This is a genomic window from Blastococcus goldschmidtiae, from assembly GCF_031845325.1.
Lineage (GTDB): Bacteria > Actinomycetota > Actinomycetes > Mycobacteriales > Geodermatophilaceae > Blastococcus > Blastococcus goldschmidtiae.
On record NZ_JAVREI010000008.1, the window covers coordinates 12,153 to 26,392 of the forward strand.

Consider the following 14,240-nt stretch of genomic DNA (forward strand, 5'->3'; position numbering starts at 1 on the left):
CGGGCTCGTTGCAGACGGCGCCGAACACCTACCTGTGCCCGCGCCTCCGCCGACCAGGTCGGACCTGCCGTTTAAGGTCAAGCGGCCCAAGCGGTGAGTCCGGCTACTCACCCGAGGGCCTTTTCCAGTAGAACTGCGCCTAGAGCTACCAAAGCCGAGATCGCAATCGGGGCTGTGACTGCAGATTGACGCCACCACGGGGTCGTGACTGAGTCGCTTTTCACGAACGGTTGGCGCTTGGCTCTTGAGGCAACGAAGTACCGCCCGCCCAATACGAGGTTCGTTAGAGCCATTACGAGAAAAAGCGCTGTGAGCGCCACCTTCCATGGTGTTGGTAGTGGCACCACCGCCACGGCCACGAGCGAATAGACCGGCAGCAGAACGAGCAAGAAGCGAAGCAGTCCGGAGGTGTAATCCCCCACCCTGCCGGTGCCGGGAGCGTTTCTCCACCATCGCTCGATGCGTGTCGCCCTGTCCTGCCCCGTGTACCCCTCCCAGATCAAAGACGCTGCCCCACGCCTGAAAGACATGGACAGGTTGTCATCTGTGCCATACCGAGCAGTGAGACGAATCTCTGCGAGGTCGTCGAACTCCTCGATCTCATCCAGGTCAGCGAACGACCTTCCAGGGCGTGCGGTGTGACCGCTTCGCCATTCCAGACTGAAGTGCTGCGACGCCGACTCGTCGCCGATCTGAGTGGCCAAGGAATGAACGTCGGCCTCAGTGACCTGCCGATAGGGCAGCCGAGTGTATCCAGTGACAATGCGCTTCTTGACAACCACCGCGGTACTCCACCTGTTCGCCTCGACTCCCAACCCGTCGAGGTTCGGAGACCTCGTGGGGGCAGTACGACGGCAGGCCTCGGTCCAGGGATGCTCCACCTGAAACGGCCCGTGGTTGGGAACGAACCGCCTCGTGGTGGAACTCGAGGACTGCCGACCCGGCTTGGGGAAGAAACCGGGACGCTGCATGAGTGCTCGTTCGGGAGCGCTCGTACAGGCGTTCGCCAGGGTACCCGCGCGTGAAGACAACTAAGCGATTCGTCACAACCTGGCGGCGTGTCGACTTGGCCGGAGGCCATCACCCCTGAGCGCCCCGCCGCTGGCCTCTGATCCGAGGGCGCCCAGCCGTCCTCACGCTGCGCGACAGTTGAGCCGCGCGAACGGCGAACGCCCGCGTACGGCGGCGCAGCCGTGACGGCGTAGCGACGACGCGTTCTCGCAGGTCAGGCCGCTACAGGCCCTCTAGCCGCGACGTTACCCATTCCAAGGGATCGGTTGCACGGAACGTCACCATCTCGTTACGTTCGGCCTGTAGGCGCTTGCAAGAGCAAGCACCCGACAGGAAGAGGAAGAAGGCGATGACCCTCAACTTGGTCGAGCAGGCACAGAAGGACGGGAAGCGCCGCGAGCTGCCCGGCCGGTTCAGCACCCAGCCGTACGAGGGGCGCAAGGGTCCGTCCGAGTACGGCACCGTGGCGAGCCAGCTCCACCGGGCCGCGCGCGCCGTCGGCTGCAAGGTCCAGGTGCGGCGCTTCGATCCTGACGCGACCAGCTGCCGGGTGACCTTCCGCGTCGCGAAGACGTGAGGCTGGTCGCCTACGAGCGCGTGAGCACGAACGTCCAGGCCGAACGTGGGTTCGGTCTGGACGTTCAGCACGCGCAGGTCCTCGAGTGGGCCGAGGCCAACGGGCACGACGTCGTGCTCGTATGCCGCGACGAGGGCGTCTCCGGCGCCACGGACGCGGCGGATCGGGCCGGCCTGGCGTGCGCCCTGGCAGCGATCCCCAGCGACGCGGACGTGATCGTCGTCGCCCGCCTCGACAGGCTGGCGCGCAGCCTCACGGTTCAGGAGGCGATCTTGGCGGCGATCTGGCGCGACGGCGGGCACGTCGTCGCGATGGACCAGGGTGAGGTTCAGCGTGACGATCCCGACGACCCCATGAGGACGGCCATGCGCCAGATGGCGGGCGTCTTCGCAGAGTTGGACAGGCGCCTGATCATCAAGCGCCTGCGCGACGGACGTCGGGCAAAGGCAGCCCAGGGCGGGAAGGCCGTCGGGCGCTACCCGTTCGGCTGGTGCAAGGACGGCGAAGTGGCCCGCGAGCAGCGCGTGCTCGACGCCATGCGCGACCTGCGCGGCGACGGCCACTCCTGGCGCGAAGTCGCGGACCGGCTCAACGCCGGCGGTCCGGTCTACCGACCCCGGAAGGCCGACACGTGGACGACGGCCGGGCTGGCGAAGGTCGGCCGGCGAGCTGGCGTCGCCTGACCGGCGCCATCAGGACGGCGAGCGCCCGTCCAGGCCCACGACGACGCCTACTGCGCGCAACTCGTCAGTGGGCCGAGTCGCATGGCGTCCAGGCCATCTCATCCGGAGCGCTGCCGATCTTGAGCAAAGCGTGAAGCGCACACCTGCGCCAGATCACCGACTGGCCCCGACGAGCGCGCGTCGACCGCGCTGGGGGAAGCGATCTCCTCCGTCAGAGCCCGAAGACGTCCTTCGGGTAGACGGTCTGGCACTTGGAGCACCTGAGCCGATTCGCCGAGATGGGGTGAACGGTCCACGTGTCGCAGACCCTGCAGTGGTGGCCCTTCGGCATGGTCGGTGCCTCGCTTCGACTGTCGACCGCAGTCAATCCACGGCCATTGAGGTGCCGAGTCTACTTTTCAGCCGCCTGACCAGGCAAGATGCCCGGCCCTCAGATTTATCCATCTCGATTGAGCTCCCGGAGGACCGCACATGACCACGTGCAGAGCCGTCGCCCGAGCGATCCAGCGCAACGAAATCACCATCGAGCAGGCCGAGGCACTGCTGCGCGACGTCACGGTCACCCGCCACCGCATGACCTGGGACGAGAAGATGCTCGGCGCCGACGGCTGGTGGGACGACAACGACCCTCAGCACCTCTCCGTGCTTCAGATGATGGACATCATCAGCTTGGACGAGGCGCAGCGGCTGTTCAGGTCGATGCGGAGGGCTTAGACCCTCAGTCGCTCGACGCCGTAAGCGTCAGCACCTCACCTAGCAAGACGTATGTCGCCAGGAACAAGTAGCGGGCCTCGTGACTGTCTACGTCCGAGTGCACGCCCGTCGAGACCCTGCCGTAGATGTCAGATAGTGACCTGCGGAGCCGGTCGGCGCGTCCGCCTCGCACACCACTTGTGTGCAGGAAAGCGTTGATGCGGTTCAGGACGGCATTCTTTTTTACACTCAGCTCCTGGCCGTTGAGGTCATAAGGCTCGTCGCGGGCAGGAAACACATGGTCCGCCACAGAGTCAATCAACCTTCGGCATGTGCTCATAGCTTGGCTGATGGCCTCGGGCTCGTCCGAGTGCAAACGCTCACTGACGCTCTCAACCTTCTTGAGCGCATCGCCGGCCAACGACGCCAGTGTCGCGTCTACGGCCACTCGGGATTGCTCGAAGAGGGATGCCTGAACCTCACTGAACTGCAGTTCGGCGTACACATCGCCCGCATACTCATAGAGCTGGGCATCGACTGCCGCCAGAATCTGCGCCATCTCACGCACGTTCTTGGTGTATCCGTTGATTGATCCCGCCCGCTCGCGCATCGCCGTGGCGATCATGTCGCCGGAGAGACTCACGCTGCTGCTAAATGCTTGGAGTGCGCCCTGGCTCGCATTCATCGTTGCCTCGACACTTGCCGAGGGCACCCAATAGCCGCGCTTCTTCTCGTCGTCCACCCAGCGACCGGTCCGCGTCATCCACTCCTGGCTCTTTTCAGTGCCAGGATTCGGCAGTCCATTTACCTCGAAACCAAGCCACTCCTGGGCCGCGGTATCGCGCATGAGCCGAGCCAGCCGCATGGCTTTCATGACCCGCTTCGGAGTAGACGTCTCCGACAACTCGATGTCGGAGAGCAGCGCCTCAGCCAGTCTCAGCGCTTCCTCCTGCCGATCCACCTCTCGAAGTCTGCCACCCGGTGTCCGTCACTCGCGGCGGTGGCCCCTGCCCCGCTCGTTACGATTGACACAGAGCGACGGCCTGGCGCCTACGAGCGAGGGCAGCAGCGGTGACTCCGGCGGCGCACCTGGCGCTGTGGCGGCCCTCCCGAATGCCGAAGTCGATCACCCTTCGTGATCACGCATCGGAGCGCCACCCATGGACAGAATCAAGGACCTGCTCGGCCGCATCACCGAGCTGGCCGACGACGAGCTAGAAGAACTGCGCGGGCTGATCCTCGACGCGGCGGACACCTTCAACGTGGACCCGACGCGCGTGCACGGCGTCGAGAGCACCGAGAAGCTGGAATCACTGGCCGCCGCCGCGACGACCGTCAAGCAGGAGGTGCGCCGCCGGGAGTCGAACGTCAAGGCCGCGCACGAAGCGACGCGCGTGCTCGCCAGCTTCCGCACCGAGCCGCTGCGCACGGCGGCGCGCGTTCCCGATGACCGGCTGCCCATCCCCCGGCGCTCCACCGGCGGAGCCGCCACACGCGCGCTGACTGCCAGCGGTACCGAGCTGGGCGGCACCCACGACTTCAGCGACGAGTTCCTGACGCAGCTGCGCACCTACCAGGGCACGCGCGGCACTCACGGCGACAAGGTGCTTGTGGCGACCGTCAAGGTCGATCGACCGTCCAGCCGCGTGCTGCGCACCACCGACAGCGCCGAGGTCGTGACGGCGGCGTTCGCAGCCGCCGCCGACGAGCACGCCGTCAGCCAGGTAGCCCTGACCGCCGCTGGCGGTCGAGGGCCGTTCACAGACACCGACTACACGTTGATCGGCTTCGAGTCCGCGGTGCGGCCCGTCAAGACGTCGCTGCCGACGTTCACGGTCCAGCGCGGTGGCGTGCGATTCGTCCGGCCACCGCGCCTGGGTGACCTCACCGGCAGCGTCGGGATCTGGACGATGCAGAACGACATCGACGCCCTCACCGACCCCGCGGTGCGCAAGCCCATGCTCCGCGTCCAGCCCGGCGGCGAGACCCTCGTGGACCTCCAGGCCATCACGTCGATCCTGGTCTTCGGCAACCTCATGCAGCGGGCCTACCCCGAGTTCGTGCAGCGGGTCATGGACCTGGCGACGGCCTTCCACGCCAAGATCGCGGAGCAGCAGCTGCTGACCCAGATCGGCAGCCTCTCCACCGCGGTCACCGGCCCGGCCAGCGACCTTGGCGCCACCCGAGTGCTCCTGCCGCTGCTGGACCGGACCGCGACCGCGATGCGGAACCGACTGCGGATGCCCGCCAACGCCGTGCTCCAGTTGATCCTCCCGGACTGGTCACGCGGCATCCTGCGCTCGGACCTGGCGCTGCAAGAGCCCGGCGACGCCACGCTCGGCGTCACCGACGCGGAGCTGATGACGTACTTCGCCACGCGGAACCTGTCGGTGACGTGGGCGATGGACGGCGAGGCCGGCCAGCACTTCGACCCGCAGGCGCCCGGCGCCGTCAACGACTGGCCCGGCGAGATCGTCTCCTACATGTTCCCCGCCGGAGCGTTCCAGTTCCTCGACGGCGGCACGCTCGACCTGGGCCTGGTGCGCGACAGCCAGTTGAACGCGGCCAACGACTTCTCGACGTTCATGGAGACGTTCGAGGCCGTCGCCTTCCGGGGTGGTGAGGCGTTCCGCATCTCGCAGGCCGTCACGCCGTCCGGCGTCGCACGGGCCGCCGCGTAGCCGATGGGCACCCGCGACCCGAAGTGCACCGAGGCCGGCTGCCGGTTCATCGCCGTGCCGGACCAGGACGTCTGCATCCGCCACGGCGGCGTCGTCCAGGTACGGCCGGTCGGCACCGCGCCGATGGACCACATGCCGCTATGCGGTGCGACGCGCCGTGACGGCGGGCTGTGCCGTCAGCCTCGCATGAAGGGCGCAACCCGCTGCCGTATCCATGGCGGGTCGACTCCCCAGGTGCGGCGCAAGGCGCAGGAGGTGGTCGCGCAGTCGATCATCGAGCAGAACGCTCGCTACTACGGGAGGCCGCGCAGCATCTCGGCGGTCGACGCGCTGACCGAGGAGCTCCACCGCGCCCAGGGGCACGTCGACTGGCTCGGCACCCAGCTCGCCGCGCGACCGCAAGACGCCAACCTGCTGGCGGTCTACGCCGCCGAGCGCGGGCACCTGGCGAAGCTGGCAGACGCGATGGTCCGAGCCAAGGTGGACGATCGGCGAACTGTCCTCACCGAGCAGATGATCGAGGGCCTAGATCTGGCACTGACCCGCAGCCTGCAAGAACTCGGCCACGACCCGAACTCGCCGGTCGTACGGAAGGTCGTCGCACGTCACCTACGCGGTATCTCCGGGCCTGGCCGCTCCCCCGAGGTCACCGCCATGGACGCGGAAGTCGTCTCCGACTACTCGCTACCGGAGCCTGTGCCTTTCTGATCCGACGGAACCGTCCCCGGACGCTAGGTTCATCTCGTGCGCCTACTGCGGTACCCACCGATCTTGCTCGCTGTCATATCGACAGTCGCTACGTCTTTTCTGGCGGCCCTCACGGGGCTCGCAGGATTTCTCGCCGGACGCCTGACCGATAGGGCCGAGAGCGCGGCCGATCAGGGCTATCGCGAGTCGGCGCTTGTACTAGTCGGTCTTTCCGATATCTTCGTGCAACTCACCTACGCTTTCTACGCGCTGGGCCTCGCCGCCATAGTAGTGACCGCTGCATCTGTCATATGGGTGCGCCTAAGGTATCGGCGATGGAGGGAGTCGCAAAGAATCGACACCGACGGAAGTATCCGCATCCTGGAGGATGTAAGTCACCACCTTGCTGGATTGAAGGCCGCACTCCATGACACAACCAGCTCCCTAGAGGATAAGACCGCTCAACTGGCCCGAGTAGACAGTCTCATCTCCCTCAACAAAGACCAGCTGGATGCTGTGACGAACACCGTCAAGAATGTAGCCGACGGCGCCGCACGACTAAGCAACAAGCTCGCAATTGCCCTGTGTGCAGTGAGCATTGTCGGCGGCGCAGTCCTGAGCTATCTGCTGACCGTACTCGTGTGAGCAGGCTCCTGAGAGGCCACGGCGCCGAGCCTTGATGCCGCGCTGAGCGGGAGAAGAACCGCGAACGCACCGCGATAGCCTTTATTTGATCGGTGCGACTGCGTAGTCCAGGCACTCTTCCTGGCGCACCTCGCCGACGACGGGTCCTTTCAGTCAGGGACGCCGGGCGCTGCCCCCGACAGCCCACCTTGAGAGGACTCCGGTTCCAGTCGCCGGTTGTGCCGCCAGACCACGGCCGACTGCAGGAGCGTGGCGATAGCGAACGCGCCGACGAGATAGGGCAGGTAGCCGAAGTAGCTGTCGTCCTCGTCCAACCTCCCAGCTGCCAGAGTCACCAGGGCGGAGCCCATCAGCAGGTCGCCCATCGTCCACCACGGCGGCGAAGGAGGGATGGAGAAACCGAGGCGAGGAATTCGCCGACCACCGGCGGCTCGCGTTCGGGTTCGTACGCCGGAAGACACCAGGAGCAGCGTGCCTGCGGCCAGCGCCAACCACCAGACCGCCGTGCTCGTCATGGTCGTTGTTCTACCGGAAGCGGTCCTTTCCAGCGAGCCCCAGCAGCAAGCCGCCCCGCACGGAACCCGGGCTACCGGTCCCTAGCGCGACGTCCATGCCCGTGGTCGTTCAGGCGTATTGCGTCGGGTCCAGGCACTCCTCCTGGCGCACGCCGCCGACGATGATCCGCGAGGGCCGTATGCGCTGCGCCTCCTTGACCAGCCGGCGCAGCGGGATCTCCCCGGCGCCCTCCGGGTTGGGCTGGCGGGTCTGCATCGGGACGACGTGGGGCGACGGCACCCGCAGCACGAAGCTAGCCTTAATGCACAGGTCGCCTTAGCGATTTCAGTCCTCGAAGGTGATAGCCGTGAATCCGCAGTAGTCAGCGTACGGATCGGTCGACAGGATAGACCTGCCGTCCTCGCCGGGAAGTAACGCCTCGCGTGCAACAGGGCTGCTCTCAATGCCCTCGACGTAGCTCTCATATAGAGCCACGCAACCATCCGGGGGTCCAGGCTCAATCGGATCAGGGATCCCCGTTACCGCGATAGCGGCAGCACCAATCGCCCCGAAGAATCCAAGGCCGGCGATACTAAGTGCGACCTTCTCGGTTCGTTTAAGCGCCACGCCGTCGAGCGTCTTCCTCGAGATCTGGCGGGTTTACCACATCGATGACGGCCCACATCGCAGCGTCTATTTGGTGGACTGCCCTCGTGGCACCAATTGCAAGCAGTACCCGACGGGCGTGCATCACCTCTTCCACCTGATCCTGAAAAGAGTGATCATCGAAGAGGAGCCGAAGTTGCACTCTCTGTCGCAGATTATCGCCCAGTGCCACGCTACGGCCAATGTAAGACTTTCGTTCGACATAGAGGGCAAACGAAAGGCATAGAGCCACTACTGCCAATGCGACGACAACTAGTCCGACGGGGACAATGATCCGTTCTGCGTATAGGGTCGTCGGCTCTTGACCATGCAGCGCAAGTGTCGCGACAGAAGTGACTATCGAGACCAAGCCAAAGGTTGCGATTCCCGAGATAAACAATAAAGACGAGGGCTCGTTACGCCGAGGATCGGAACGCTCGCGCCTCATCCTGTCGATCACCGTAGTGATCACCTCGCTAGTCCCGTCAGCATCGTTAGCTCCTATCCAGGATCGCTGGTTGCTTCGGCCTCCGCCATAGCGGTCACTTCGGTGTCGCGCCGTCGAGGCGTCTCCATCGCGCAGTGAACGCGTCGGCAGGGGCTCCCACGGGATCACCGTAGGGGCCCTATTCAGGTCGAGGTGCTCGTCACTGCTCAAGCCTAAAGTATTTCGCTGACAGTCGGCGCGGTACACACGTGTTCAACAGCGGCTTTGGCGGACTGAACCCATGTCACTTCGTACAGTTGTCGAGCGTCGTCTTCCCGGCCTGCCTTCCGACCATCATGTCGAGATTGTTTGCTGCGATATACCTCCCGCGCGGTACTGAACACCCTGCATCAATGCTGCCGAGTTGCCGGGATCAAATTTGAGATGCGGTCCCAGCGGGTGCGTACGTGCCATTCGGTTGGCGCGAGTAGGTCATCCCACTCCCCCTGTCGTAGAGCACGGGAGGGCGAGGGGTTGGAACCGGTTCCCGAGTCCCCGCTTGCCATGCTTCCTTGATAACCCACGAGCCCCCGTTGTAGACAACAGTCGCCACTACCCCGGCGGCGACGGCTGCTACGAACGGGGCCACGCCACGTTGCCCTTCGAGGACAACCCGCTCAACTTCTATCAATTCAATCTCTGTTCCATCCGCAGGTTCTTCTGCGAGAGGCTCTAGGCCCTCGGGATACGGGTTAGTGGGCGGCGGAATGTCTGGCGTCGTCATCTGCGAGCTCCTTCTACGTGGGCGTCAAAGGACCCTGCGAGTCTCGCAGCTGCCGCCTGGCAGGCCAATAGGCGTGTGAGCGGCGCGCGATCGACGTGGTTTGCTACCGCTTCGGTGCCACCGGAGACCAGCACGTTGAGCCCCGCAGCGATCGCGGCCTCCAGGAACCGGGCCGCCTGCACGGTGATGGTGCCCAGCGCGATCAGCTCGTCCAGCGAGTGCGCCTGGAGCACGAACTTGCGGATGTTGACTGCCATGTGCCGGCGGGTGATGTCCGGGATGACCACGTGCAGCCGAGAGCCGTCCGGCATCGTCGCGTCCACGAATGGTGTCGACATGTCGATCCGTCGACCCGAGGTGCGCAGCATCCGCTCGACCAGGTCGGCCAGCTCTCCCGGCGCGAGGATCGTCGTCGTCAGCTCCGACCGGCCCCGGCGGGCGATGAACACCCGGCCGGGCTCGTTGACCCAGATCTCCTCGATCTCCGGGTCGTCCAGGTAGCGCTGCAACGGCCCGAATCCGGCCACCCGGTCCAGCACGTCGCGGACCACGGACTCGGCATCACCGATCGGCGGCAGCGCCGAGGTCAGCGAGCGCTCGGAGTAGTCGGCGACGACGTCGCGCACCAGCAGCCGCACCGGCCCCGGATCGGTGAACGGGTCCAGACCGCGACGACGGATCAGCTCACGGACCTCCCCGTCCACCACGTCCAGAGCGCTCGCCACGGGCGGACTGTAGGAGAACCGATCAGTCCGAGGCGGGCCTGCGAGGGCAACCTGTGGACGACGGGGCGCATCTCCACCCGCCCGGGTGAACGGCCGGCCGCCTCGGACCGCCCGACGTCAGCCGGCGCCCTCGGCGATCTGCTTGATGGTCTCGAGCGTGATCGGGATTCCCTCGTGCGCGGCACGGGTCCGGGTGGCGATCTGTCGCTCCGCGGCCTCGCCGTACGCCTCGTGGAAGAAGGCGATCCCCGCGGGCAGGAACGCCCACGACTCCGTCAGCCGCGTGCCGCCGTCGACCCGCTCCATGCTGAACGACCAGCGGACGTAGCCCTTGCCGACCTCCCAGGCGAACTCCCCGCCGCGGTCGGCGACCGTCACCTGGTTGCGGGTCTCCCACGTGCGGCCGGCCGCTTCGTTGCGGCCGGTGAACCACGCACCCACCCGGGGCCCTCCGTCGTCCTCCCAGGAGCAGGCCCGGCACTGCACGCTCCACTCGCCGGTGCGGGTCACGTCGGACACGAGGTCGTACACCGCCTCGGGCGTGGCACGGACGACGACGGACGACGAGTGCGCGAGGTTCTCCACGACCGCAGTCTGCCGGGCGCCGCGTGCCACGGGGCAGCCACGCCGCGCCCTCCGGCGCGTAGCGTCGCCCCACGGAGCCGTCCAGGCTCCCGACGAGCGGAGCACACGCCATGGGTGACAAGTCCCCGAAGCAGTCGACAGCGAAGAAGCCCGCCGGGAAGTCCATCAAGGAGAAGCGGCAGGACAAGCGCAACGCCGCCGACACGTCGTCCCAGATGGACAACCTGACGCACGGCAGCAAGAAGCACTGAGCCGGTGGACGGGCGGCGCACCTCGGTGCGCCGTCTCCTCCGGCGTCAGGAGGGCCGGGTGCCGTCCGCCCGGATCAGCACGTTCCCGTGGTCGTCCTCGACCGTGTAGTGGATCGTCTGCACCCGGATCAGGCCGCCCTCGATCAGGTACGAGTCGGCCCCGTCGCGCACCCGGAACGGGCCCTCGTCCACGATCCACTCCAGGAAGCCCATCCGGCCCTCGACGAGCTGGGTGACGTAGGTCCACCCGCCGCCCGGGATCTCGTCCGTCAGCTGGCGGGCGAGCTCGCGCACCCCGCCGATGCCGTGGAACACCCCGCGCCCGGTGAGCACGACGACGTCCTCGGCGACGTTGCGTGCGATGTCCGCCTCGAACCCGTCCGGATCCGCGGCCAGCCGGAGGTGGTCCTCGAGCACCTCGCGCGCGGAACGCGCCGCCAGGTCATTCGGATCGGTCATGCCGGTCAGCTCCCTCCCCGGACCGCGACGGCGAACGGCTCGCCGGACTACCGCAGGGTGGCGACGACGACGTGCGGGCCGGGCTCCGCGAGTGCCGAGCGCACCTGCTCGGCCAGCTCCTCCGCGGTCGACGCCCGGGACGCCGGAACACCCATACCCTGCGCGATCGAGACGAAGTCCAGGGCCGGCCCGGTCAGGTCGAGCAGCTTCCGCGCCCGCTCGCCGTCGCTCGCCGCGCCCACCCGGGTCAGCTCGTGCTCGAGGATCGCGTACGAGCCGTTGTCGCAGATGATCGTGGTGATGTTCGCCTGCTCGCGGGCGTAGCTCCACAGCGCCGAGATCGTGTACATCGCGCTGCCGTCGGCCTGGATGCCGAGCACCGGCCGGTCGGGGCAGGCCACGGCCGCGCCCAGCGCCATCGGCAGCCCGTCGCCGATGGCCCCGCCGGTCAGCGACAGCCAGTCGTGCCGCGGACCGGCCGAGGTCATCTCGGTGAGGCCCGCACCCGAGGTCAGCGCCTCGTCGACGACGATCGCGTTCTCCGGCAGCAGCGCACCGACCACGGCCGCCATCGTCCGAGGGTTCAGCGGCCCGGTGGGCAGCTCGGGGGTCTCCCGCTCCATCACCTGCGGCTCGGCGCCGGGAGCGGCCAGCTCGGCCAGTGCCTCCAGCGCGGCGACGCCGTTCTCCCCGGGGACGCTGAGCACGTGCACCGTGCAGTCGTCGGGCACCGGGTGGCCGGGCAGGCCCGGGTAGCCGAAGAAGTGCACCGGTGCCGTGGCGCCGGCCAGGACGAGGTGCCTGGTGCCCTTGAGCGCCGCGATGGCCATCTCCGGCGGGTACGGCAGGCGGGTCAGCTCTGGGAGCCCGGCTCCCCGCGCGGTACGCGCGGTGAAGGTCTCCGTCACCAGCCGCACGCCGGTGCCGGCGGCGACCCGTGCCGCGGCCAGCTGGCCCTCGGGGGACGCCATCACGTCGCCGCCCAGGAAGAGCACAGTCTCCTCGCCGGTCAGGACCTCGGCGATGCCCTCGATCAGCGACGGCGCGGCGTGCGGCCGGGGCCGGACGTTCAGCGGCACGGCGGGCTCGGCGCCGTCCTCCCACGACACGTCGGCCGGGAGGATCAGCGTCGCGACGCCGGCCTTCTTGGCCGCCGCGACCGCTTCCGCGGCGTCACCCGCGACGTCGGCCGGCGACAGCGAGCGGCGGACCCATCCGGAGACAGTGCCGGCGATGGCGTCGATGTCGGACTCCAGCGGGGCGTCCAGCCGCTTGTGCGAGCGGGCATGGTCTCCGACCACGTTGACCAGGGGTGCCCGGCCCCGGCGCGCGTTGTGCAGGTTGGCCAGCCCGTTGCCGAGACCGGGGCCCAGGTGCAGCAGCGTCGCCGCCGGCTGCCCGGCCATGCGCGCGTAGCCGTCGGCTGCGCCGGTGGCCACGCCCTCGAAGAGGGTGAGCACGCCCCGCATCTCCGGCACGTCGTCCAGCGCCGCGACGAAGTGCATCTCGGAGGTACCGGGGTTCGAGAAGCAGACGTCCACGCCCGCGTCGACCAGGGTTCGGATCAGTGCCTGTGCGCCGTTCACGGCTCCGACCATGGCATGGCTCACAGCTGGCGGCCACACCGGGGCGGCTCAGCCCTCCGGCACCTCCGCGCCGCGCCGGCGTGCCAGCACCAGGCTTCCCACGGCGAGCGCCGCGAGCAGTGCGCCGCAGACCACGAGCCCGGTGCGCGAGGAGTCCCCGATGCGGATGAGCGCGTAGATCATCAGCGGCAGCACGACCGGCAGCAGCATCATGGCCCGCTGCCGCAGACCGAACGGGGCGCGCCCGCCCGGCGGCCGCTGGGCGGAGGGATCGGGGATCACGGCGGTCATCCTCCCCTGCCCCGGCGCCGCGACCGGGGAGCACCGCCCGGCCACTCGGTCAGAAGGTCAGGACGAGCCGTCCGCGGACGCCGCCGGCCTCCAGCATCCGGTGGGCCTCGGCGGCCTGCTCGGCGGGGAACGCCCGGGCCACCCGGAGGGTCACCGCGCCGTCCTCCACCTGCTGGCGCAGCCGGTCGAGCGCCGCGCGGTCCTCGGCCACCTTGCGCACCAGGGTCGGGAACACGCGCAGGTCGCGCTGCCCGTCGCCTCGGTACCCGCGCACGGTCGCCACCGCGCCGCCGTCCTTCACCGCGGGCAGCACGAGCTCGTCCTGCACCGAGCCGTCGGCCAGTCCGTCGACACCCTCGGGGTAGTGCTCGCGGATGCGGTCGGCGACGTCGTCCCCCCGGCGGACGACGACGTCGGCGCCCAGGTCGCGCACCAGCTGCTCGTCGGCCTCGGAGGCGTCGGCGATCACGGTGAGGCCGTCGGCCTTGGCCAGCTGCACCACGTAGCCGCCGTACGAGCCGGCCGCCCCGGTCACCGCGAGCACCTGGCCGGCCGTGAGCCCCATGAGGTCCAGCGACAGCCGGGCGGTGAGTCCGTTCATCGGCAGCGTCGCGGCGGCCACGGCGTCGACACCCTCGGGTGCGCGGACGACGGAGTCGCCGGGCAGCACCTTGTCCTCGCGGTAGCCGCCGTACGGCCCGAAGGGGACGACGACGCCCATCGCGAGGTCGCCGACGGCGACGTGGTCGACGCCCTCGCCCACCTCGGCGACGACACCGGCGACGTCCATGCCCGGGACCCACGGCGGGGTCTTGACCGGGTCGCGCCCGGCGTAGACGCCCGACCGGGCGTAGGTGTCGGTGGGGTTCACGGTCGCCGCCTGCACCCGGAGGCGCACCTGGCCGGGCCCCAGCGGCTCGGGCTCGACGTCGACGATGTGGAGAACCTCGGGCCCACCGAACTCGGTCACTCCGGCTGCGCGCATGGGGTCTGCATACTCGACGCCACCACGTGA

The 14,240-nt window shown here is 68.1% G+C and carries 18 protein-coding genes; 7 read left to right on the forward strand and 11 right to left on the reverse strand.

The genetic code is table 11. From position 1 onward, the window contains the following. Positions 1-107: 107 nt before the first annotated feature. Entirely contained in the window at positions 108-782 is a 675-nt protein-coding gene (locus tag RM425_RS12420; RefSeq protein WP_311345524.1) for a hypothetical protein, read from the reverse strand. Positions 783-1,360: 578 nt separating this feature from the next. Between RM425_RS12420 and RM425_RS12425 the strand changes: the two genes are divergently transcribed. The 3 genes from RM425_RS12425 to RM425_RS12435 all read left to right on the forward strand — a co-directional run bounded on the left by RM425_RS12425 (position 1,361) and on the right by RM425_RS12435 (position 2,985). Further along, a complete protein-coding gene (locus RM425_RS12425) occupies positions 1,361-1,588 on the forward strand; it encodes a hypothetical protein (RefSeq protein ID WP_311345525.1) in 228 nt (75 codons plus the stop codon). After that, positions 1,585-2,271, forward strand: coding sequence for a recombinase family protein (locus tag RM425_RS12430; RefSeq protein WP_311345526.1), 687 nt, complete (start codon positions 1,585-1,587; stop codon positions 2,269-2,271). Before RM425_RS12425 ends, RM425_RS12430 begins: the two co-directional genes overlap by 4 nt. Positions 2,272-2,742: 471 nt before the next feature. Continuing rightward, the gene (locus RM425_RS12435; protein WP_311345527.1) at positions 2,743-2,985 is read left to right on the forward strand and encodes a hypothetical protein; all 243 of its coding nucleotides are present in this window, start codon (positions 2,743-2,745) and stop codon (positions 2,983-2,985) included. A 4-nt stretch (positions 2,986-2,989) separates the two neighbouring features. Here the strand turns inward: RM425_RS12435 and RM425_RS12440 are convergent, their stop codons facing one another. Further along, a complete protein-coding gene (locus RM425_RS12440) occupies positions 2,990-3,925 on the reverse strand; it encodes an AbiTii domain-containing protein (protein ID WP_311345528.1) in 936 nt (311 codons plus the stop codon). Positions 3,926-4,124: 199 nt separating this feature from the next. Between RM425_RS12440 and RM425_RS12445 the strand changes: the two genes are divergently transcribed. The 3 genes from RM425_RS12445 to RM425_RS12455 all read left to right on the forward strand — a co-directional run bounded on the left by RM425_RS12445 (position 4,125) and on the right by RM425_RS12455 (position 6,977). Then, positions 4,125-5,645, forward strand: coding sequence for a major capsid protein (locus RM425_RS12445; protein ID WP_311345529.1), 1,521 nt, complete (start codon positions 4,125-4,127; stop codon positions 5,643-5,645). Positions 5,646-5,648: 3 nt separating this feature from the next. Continuing rightward, positions 5,649-6,353 carry an HGGxSTG domain-containing protein gene (locus RM425_RS12450; protein WP_311345530.1) on the forward strand — a complete coding sequence of 235 codons (705 nt, stop codon included), beginning with the start codon at positions 5,649-5,651 and terminating at the stop codon, positions 6,351-6,353. A gap of 63 nt (positions 6,354-6,416) precedes the next feature. Further along, positions 6,417-6,977, forward strand: coding sequence for a hypothetical protein (locus tag RM425_RS12455; RefSeq protein WP_311345531.1), 561 nt, complete (start codon positions 6,417-6,419; stop codon positions 6,975-6,977). 149 nt (positions 6,978-7,126) lie between these two features. On the opposite strand, the gene RM425_RS12460 is transcribed toward RM425_RS12455, so the two are convergent. The 5 genes from RM425_RS12460 to RM425_RS12480 form a co-directional block, all read right to left on the reverse strand. Then, positions 7,127-7,492 (reverse strand): hypothetical protein, encoded by a 366-nt coding sequence (locus RM425_RS12460; RefSeq protein ID WP_311345532.1) that lies wholly within the window; start codon positions 7,490-7,492, stop codon positions 7,127-7,129. A gap of 109 nt (positions 7,493-7,601) precedes the next feature. Continuing rightward, on the reverse strand, positions 7,602-7,781 hold the full coding sequence (locus RM425_RS12465; RefSeq protein ID WP_311345533.1) for an ATPase, T2SS/T4P/T4SS family: 180 nt from the start codon (positions 7,779-7,781) through the stop codon (positions 7,602-7,604). Positions 7,782-7,817: 36 nt separating this feature from the next. Continuing rightward, a complete protein-coding gene (locus RM425_RS12470) occupies positions 7,818-8,099 on the reverse strand; it encodes a hypothetical protein (RefSeq protein WP_311345534.1) in 282 nt (93 codons plus the stop codon). Positions 8,100-9,324: 1,225 nt separating this feature from the next. Further along, positions 9,325-10,053, reverse strand: a complete 729-nt coding sequence (locus RM425_RS12475) for an ATPase, T2SS/T4P/T4SS family (RefSeq protein ID WP_311345535.1) — start codon at positions 10,051-10,053, stop codon at positions 9,325-9,327. A 117-nt stretch (positions 10,054-10,170) separates the two neighbouring features. Further along, positions 10,171-10,638, reverse strand: coding sequence for an SRPBCC family protein (locus tag RM425_RS12480; RefSeq protein ID WP_311345536.1), 468 nt, complete (start codon positions 10,636-10,638; stop codon positions 10,171-10,173). A 110-nt stretch (positions 10,639-10,748) separates the two neighbouring features. Here RM425_RS12480 and RM425_RS12485 point away from each other — a divergent pair, with 110 nt between their 5' ends. Further along, positions 10,749-10,889, forward strand: a complete 141-nt coding sequence (locus RM425_RS12485; RefSeq protein ID WP_311345537.1) for a hypothetical protein — start codon at positions 10,749-10,751, stop codon at positions 10,887-10,889. 45 nt (positions 10,890-10,934) lie between these two features. Here the strand turns inward: RM425_RS12485 and RM425_RS12490 are convergent, their stop codons facing one another. The 4 genes from RM425_RS12490 to RM425_RS12505 are packed head-to-tail and all read right to left on the reverse strand — an operon-like array spanning position 10,935 to position 14,210. After that, positions 10,935-11,348, reverse strand: coding sequence for a nuclear transport factor 2-like protein (locus tag RM425_RS12490; protein ID WP_311345538.1), 414 nt, complete (start codon positions 11,346-11,348; stop codon positions 10,935-10,937). A 47-nt stretch (positions 11,349-11,395) separates the two neighbouring features. Beyond that, positions 11,396-12,934, reverse strand: a complete 1,539-nt coding sequence (locus RM425_RS12495) for an acetolactate synthase large subunit (RefSeq protein ID WP_311345539.1) — start codon at positions 12,932-12,934, stop codon at positions 11,396-11,398. Between the two features lie 48 nt (positions 12,935-12,982). After that, positions 12,983-13,225 (reverse strand): hypothetical protein, encoded by a 243-nt coding sequence (locus tag RM425_RS12500; RefSeq protein WP_311345540.1) that lies wholly within the window; start codon positions 13,223-13,225, stop codon positions 12,983-12,985. A 49-nt stretch (positions 13,226-13,274) separates the two neighbouring features. Beyond that, positions 13,275-14,210 carry a quinone oxidoreductase family protein gene (locus RM425_RS12505; RefSeq protein ID WP_311345541.1) on the reverse strand — a complete coding sequence of 312 codons (936 nt, stop codon included), beginning with the start codon at positions 14,208-14,210 and terminating at the stop codon, positions 13,275-13,277. Between the last annotated feature and the right edge of the window lie 30 nt (positions 14,211-14,240).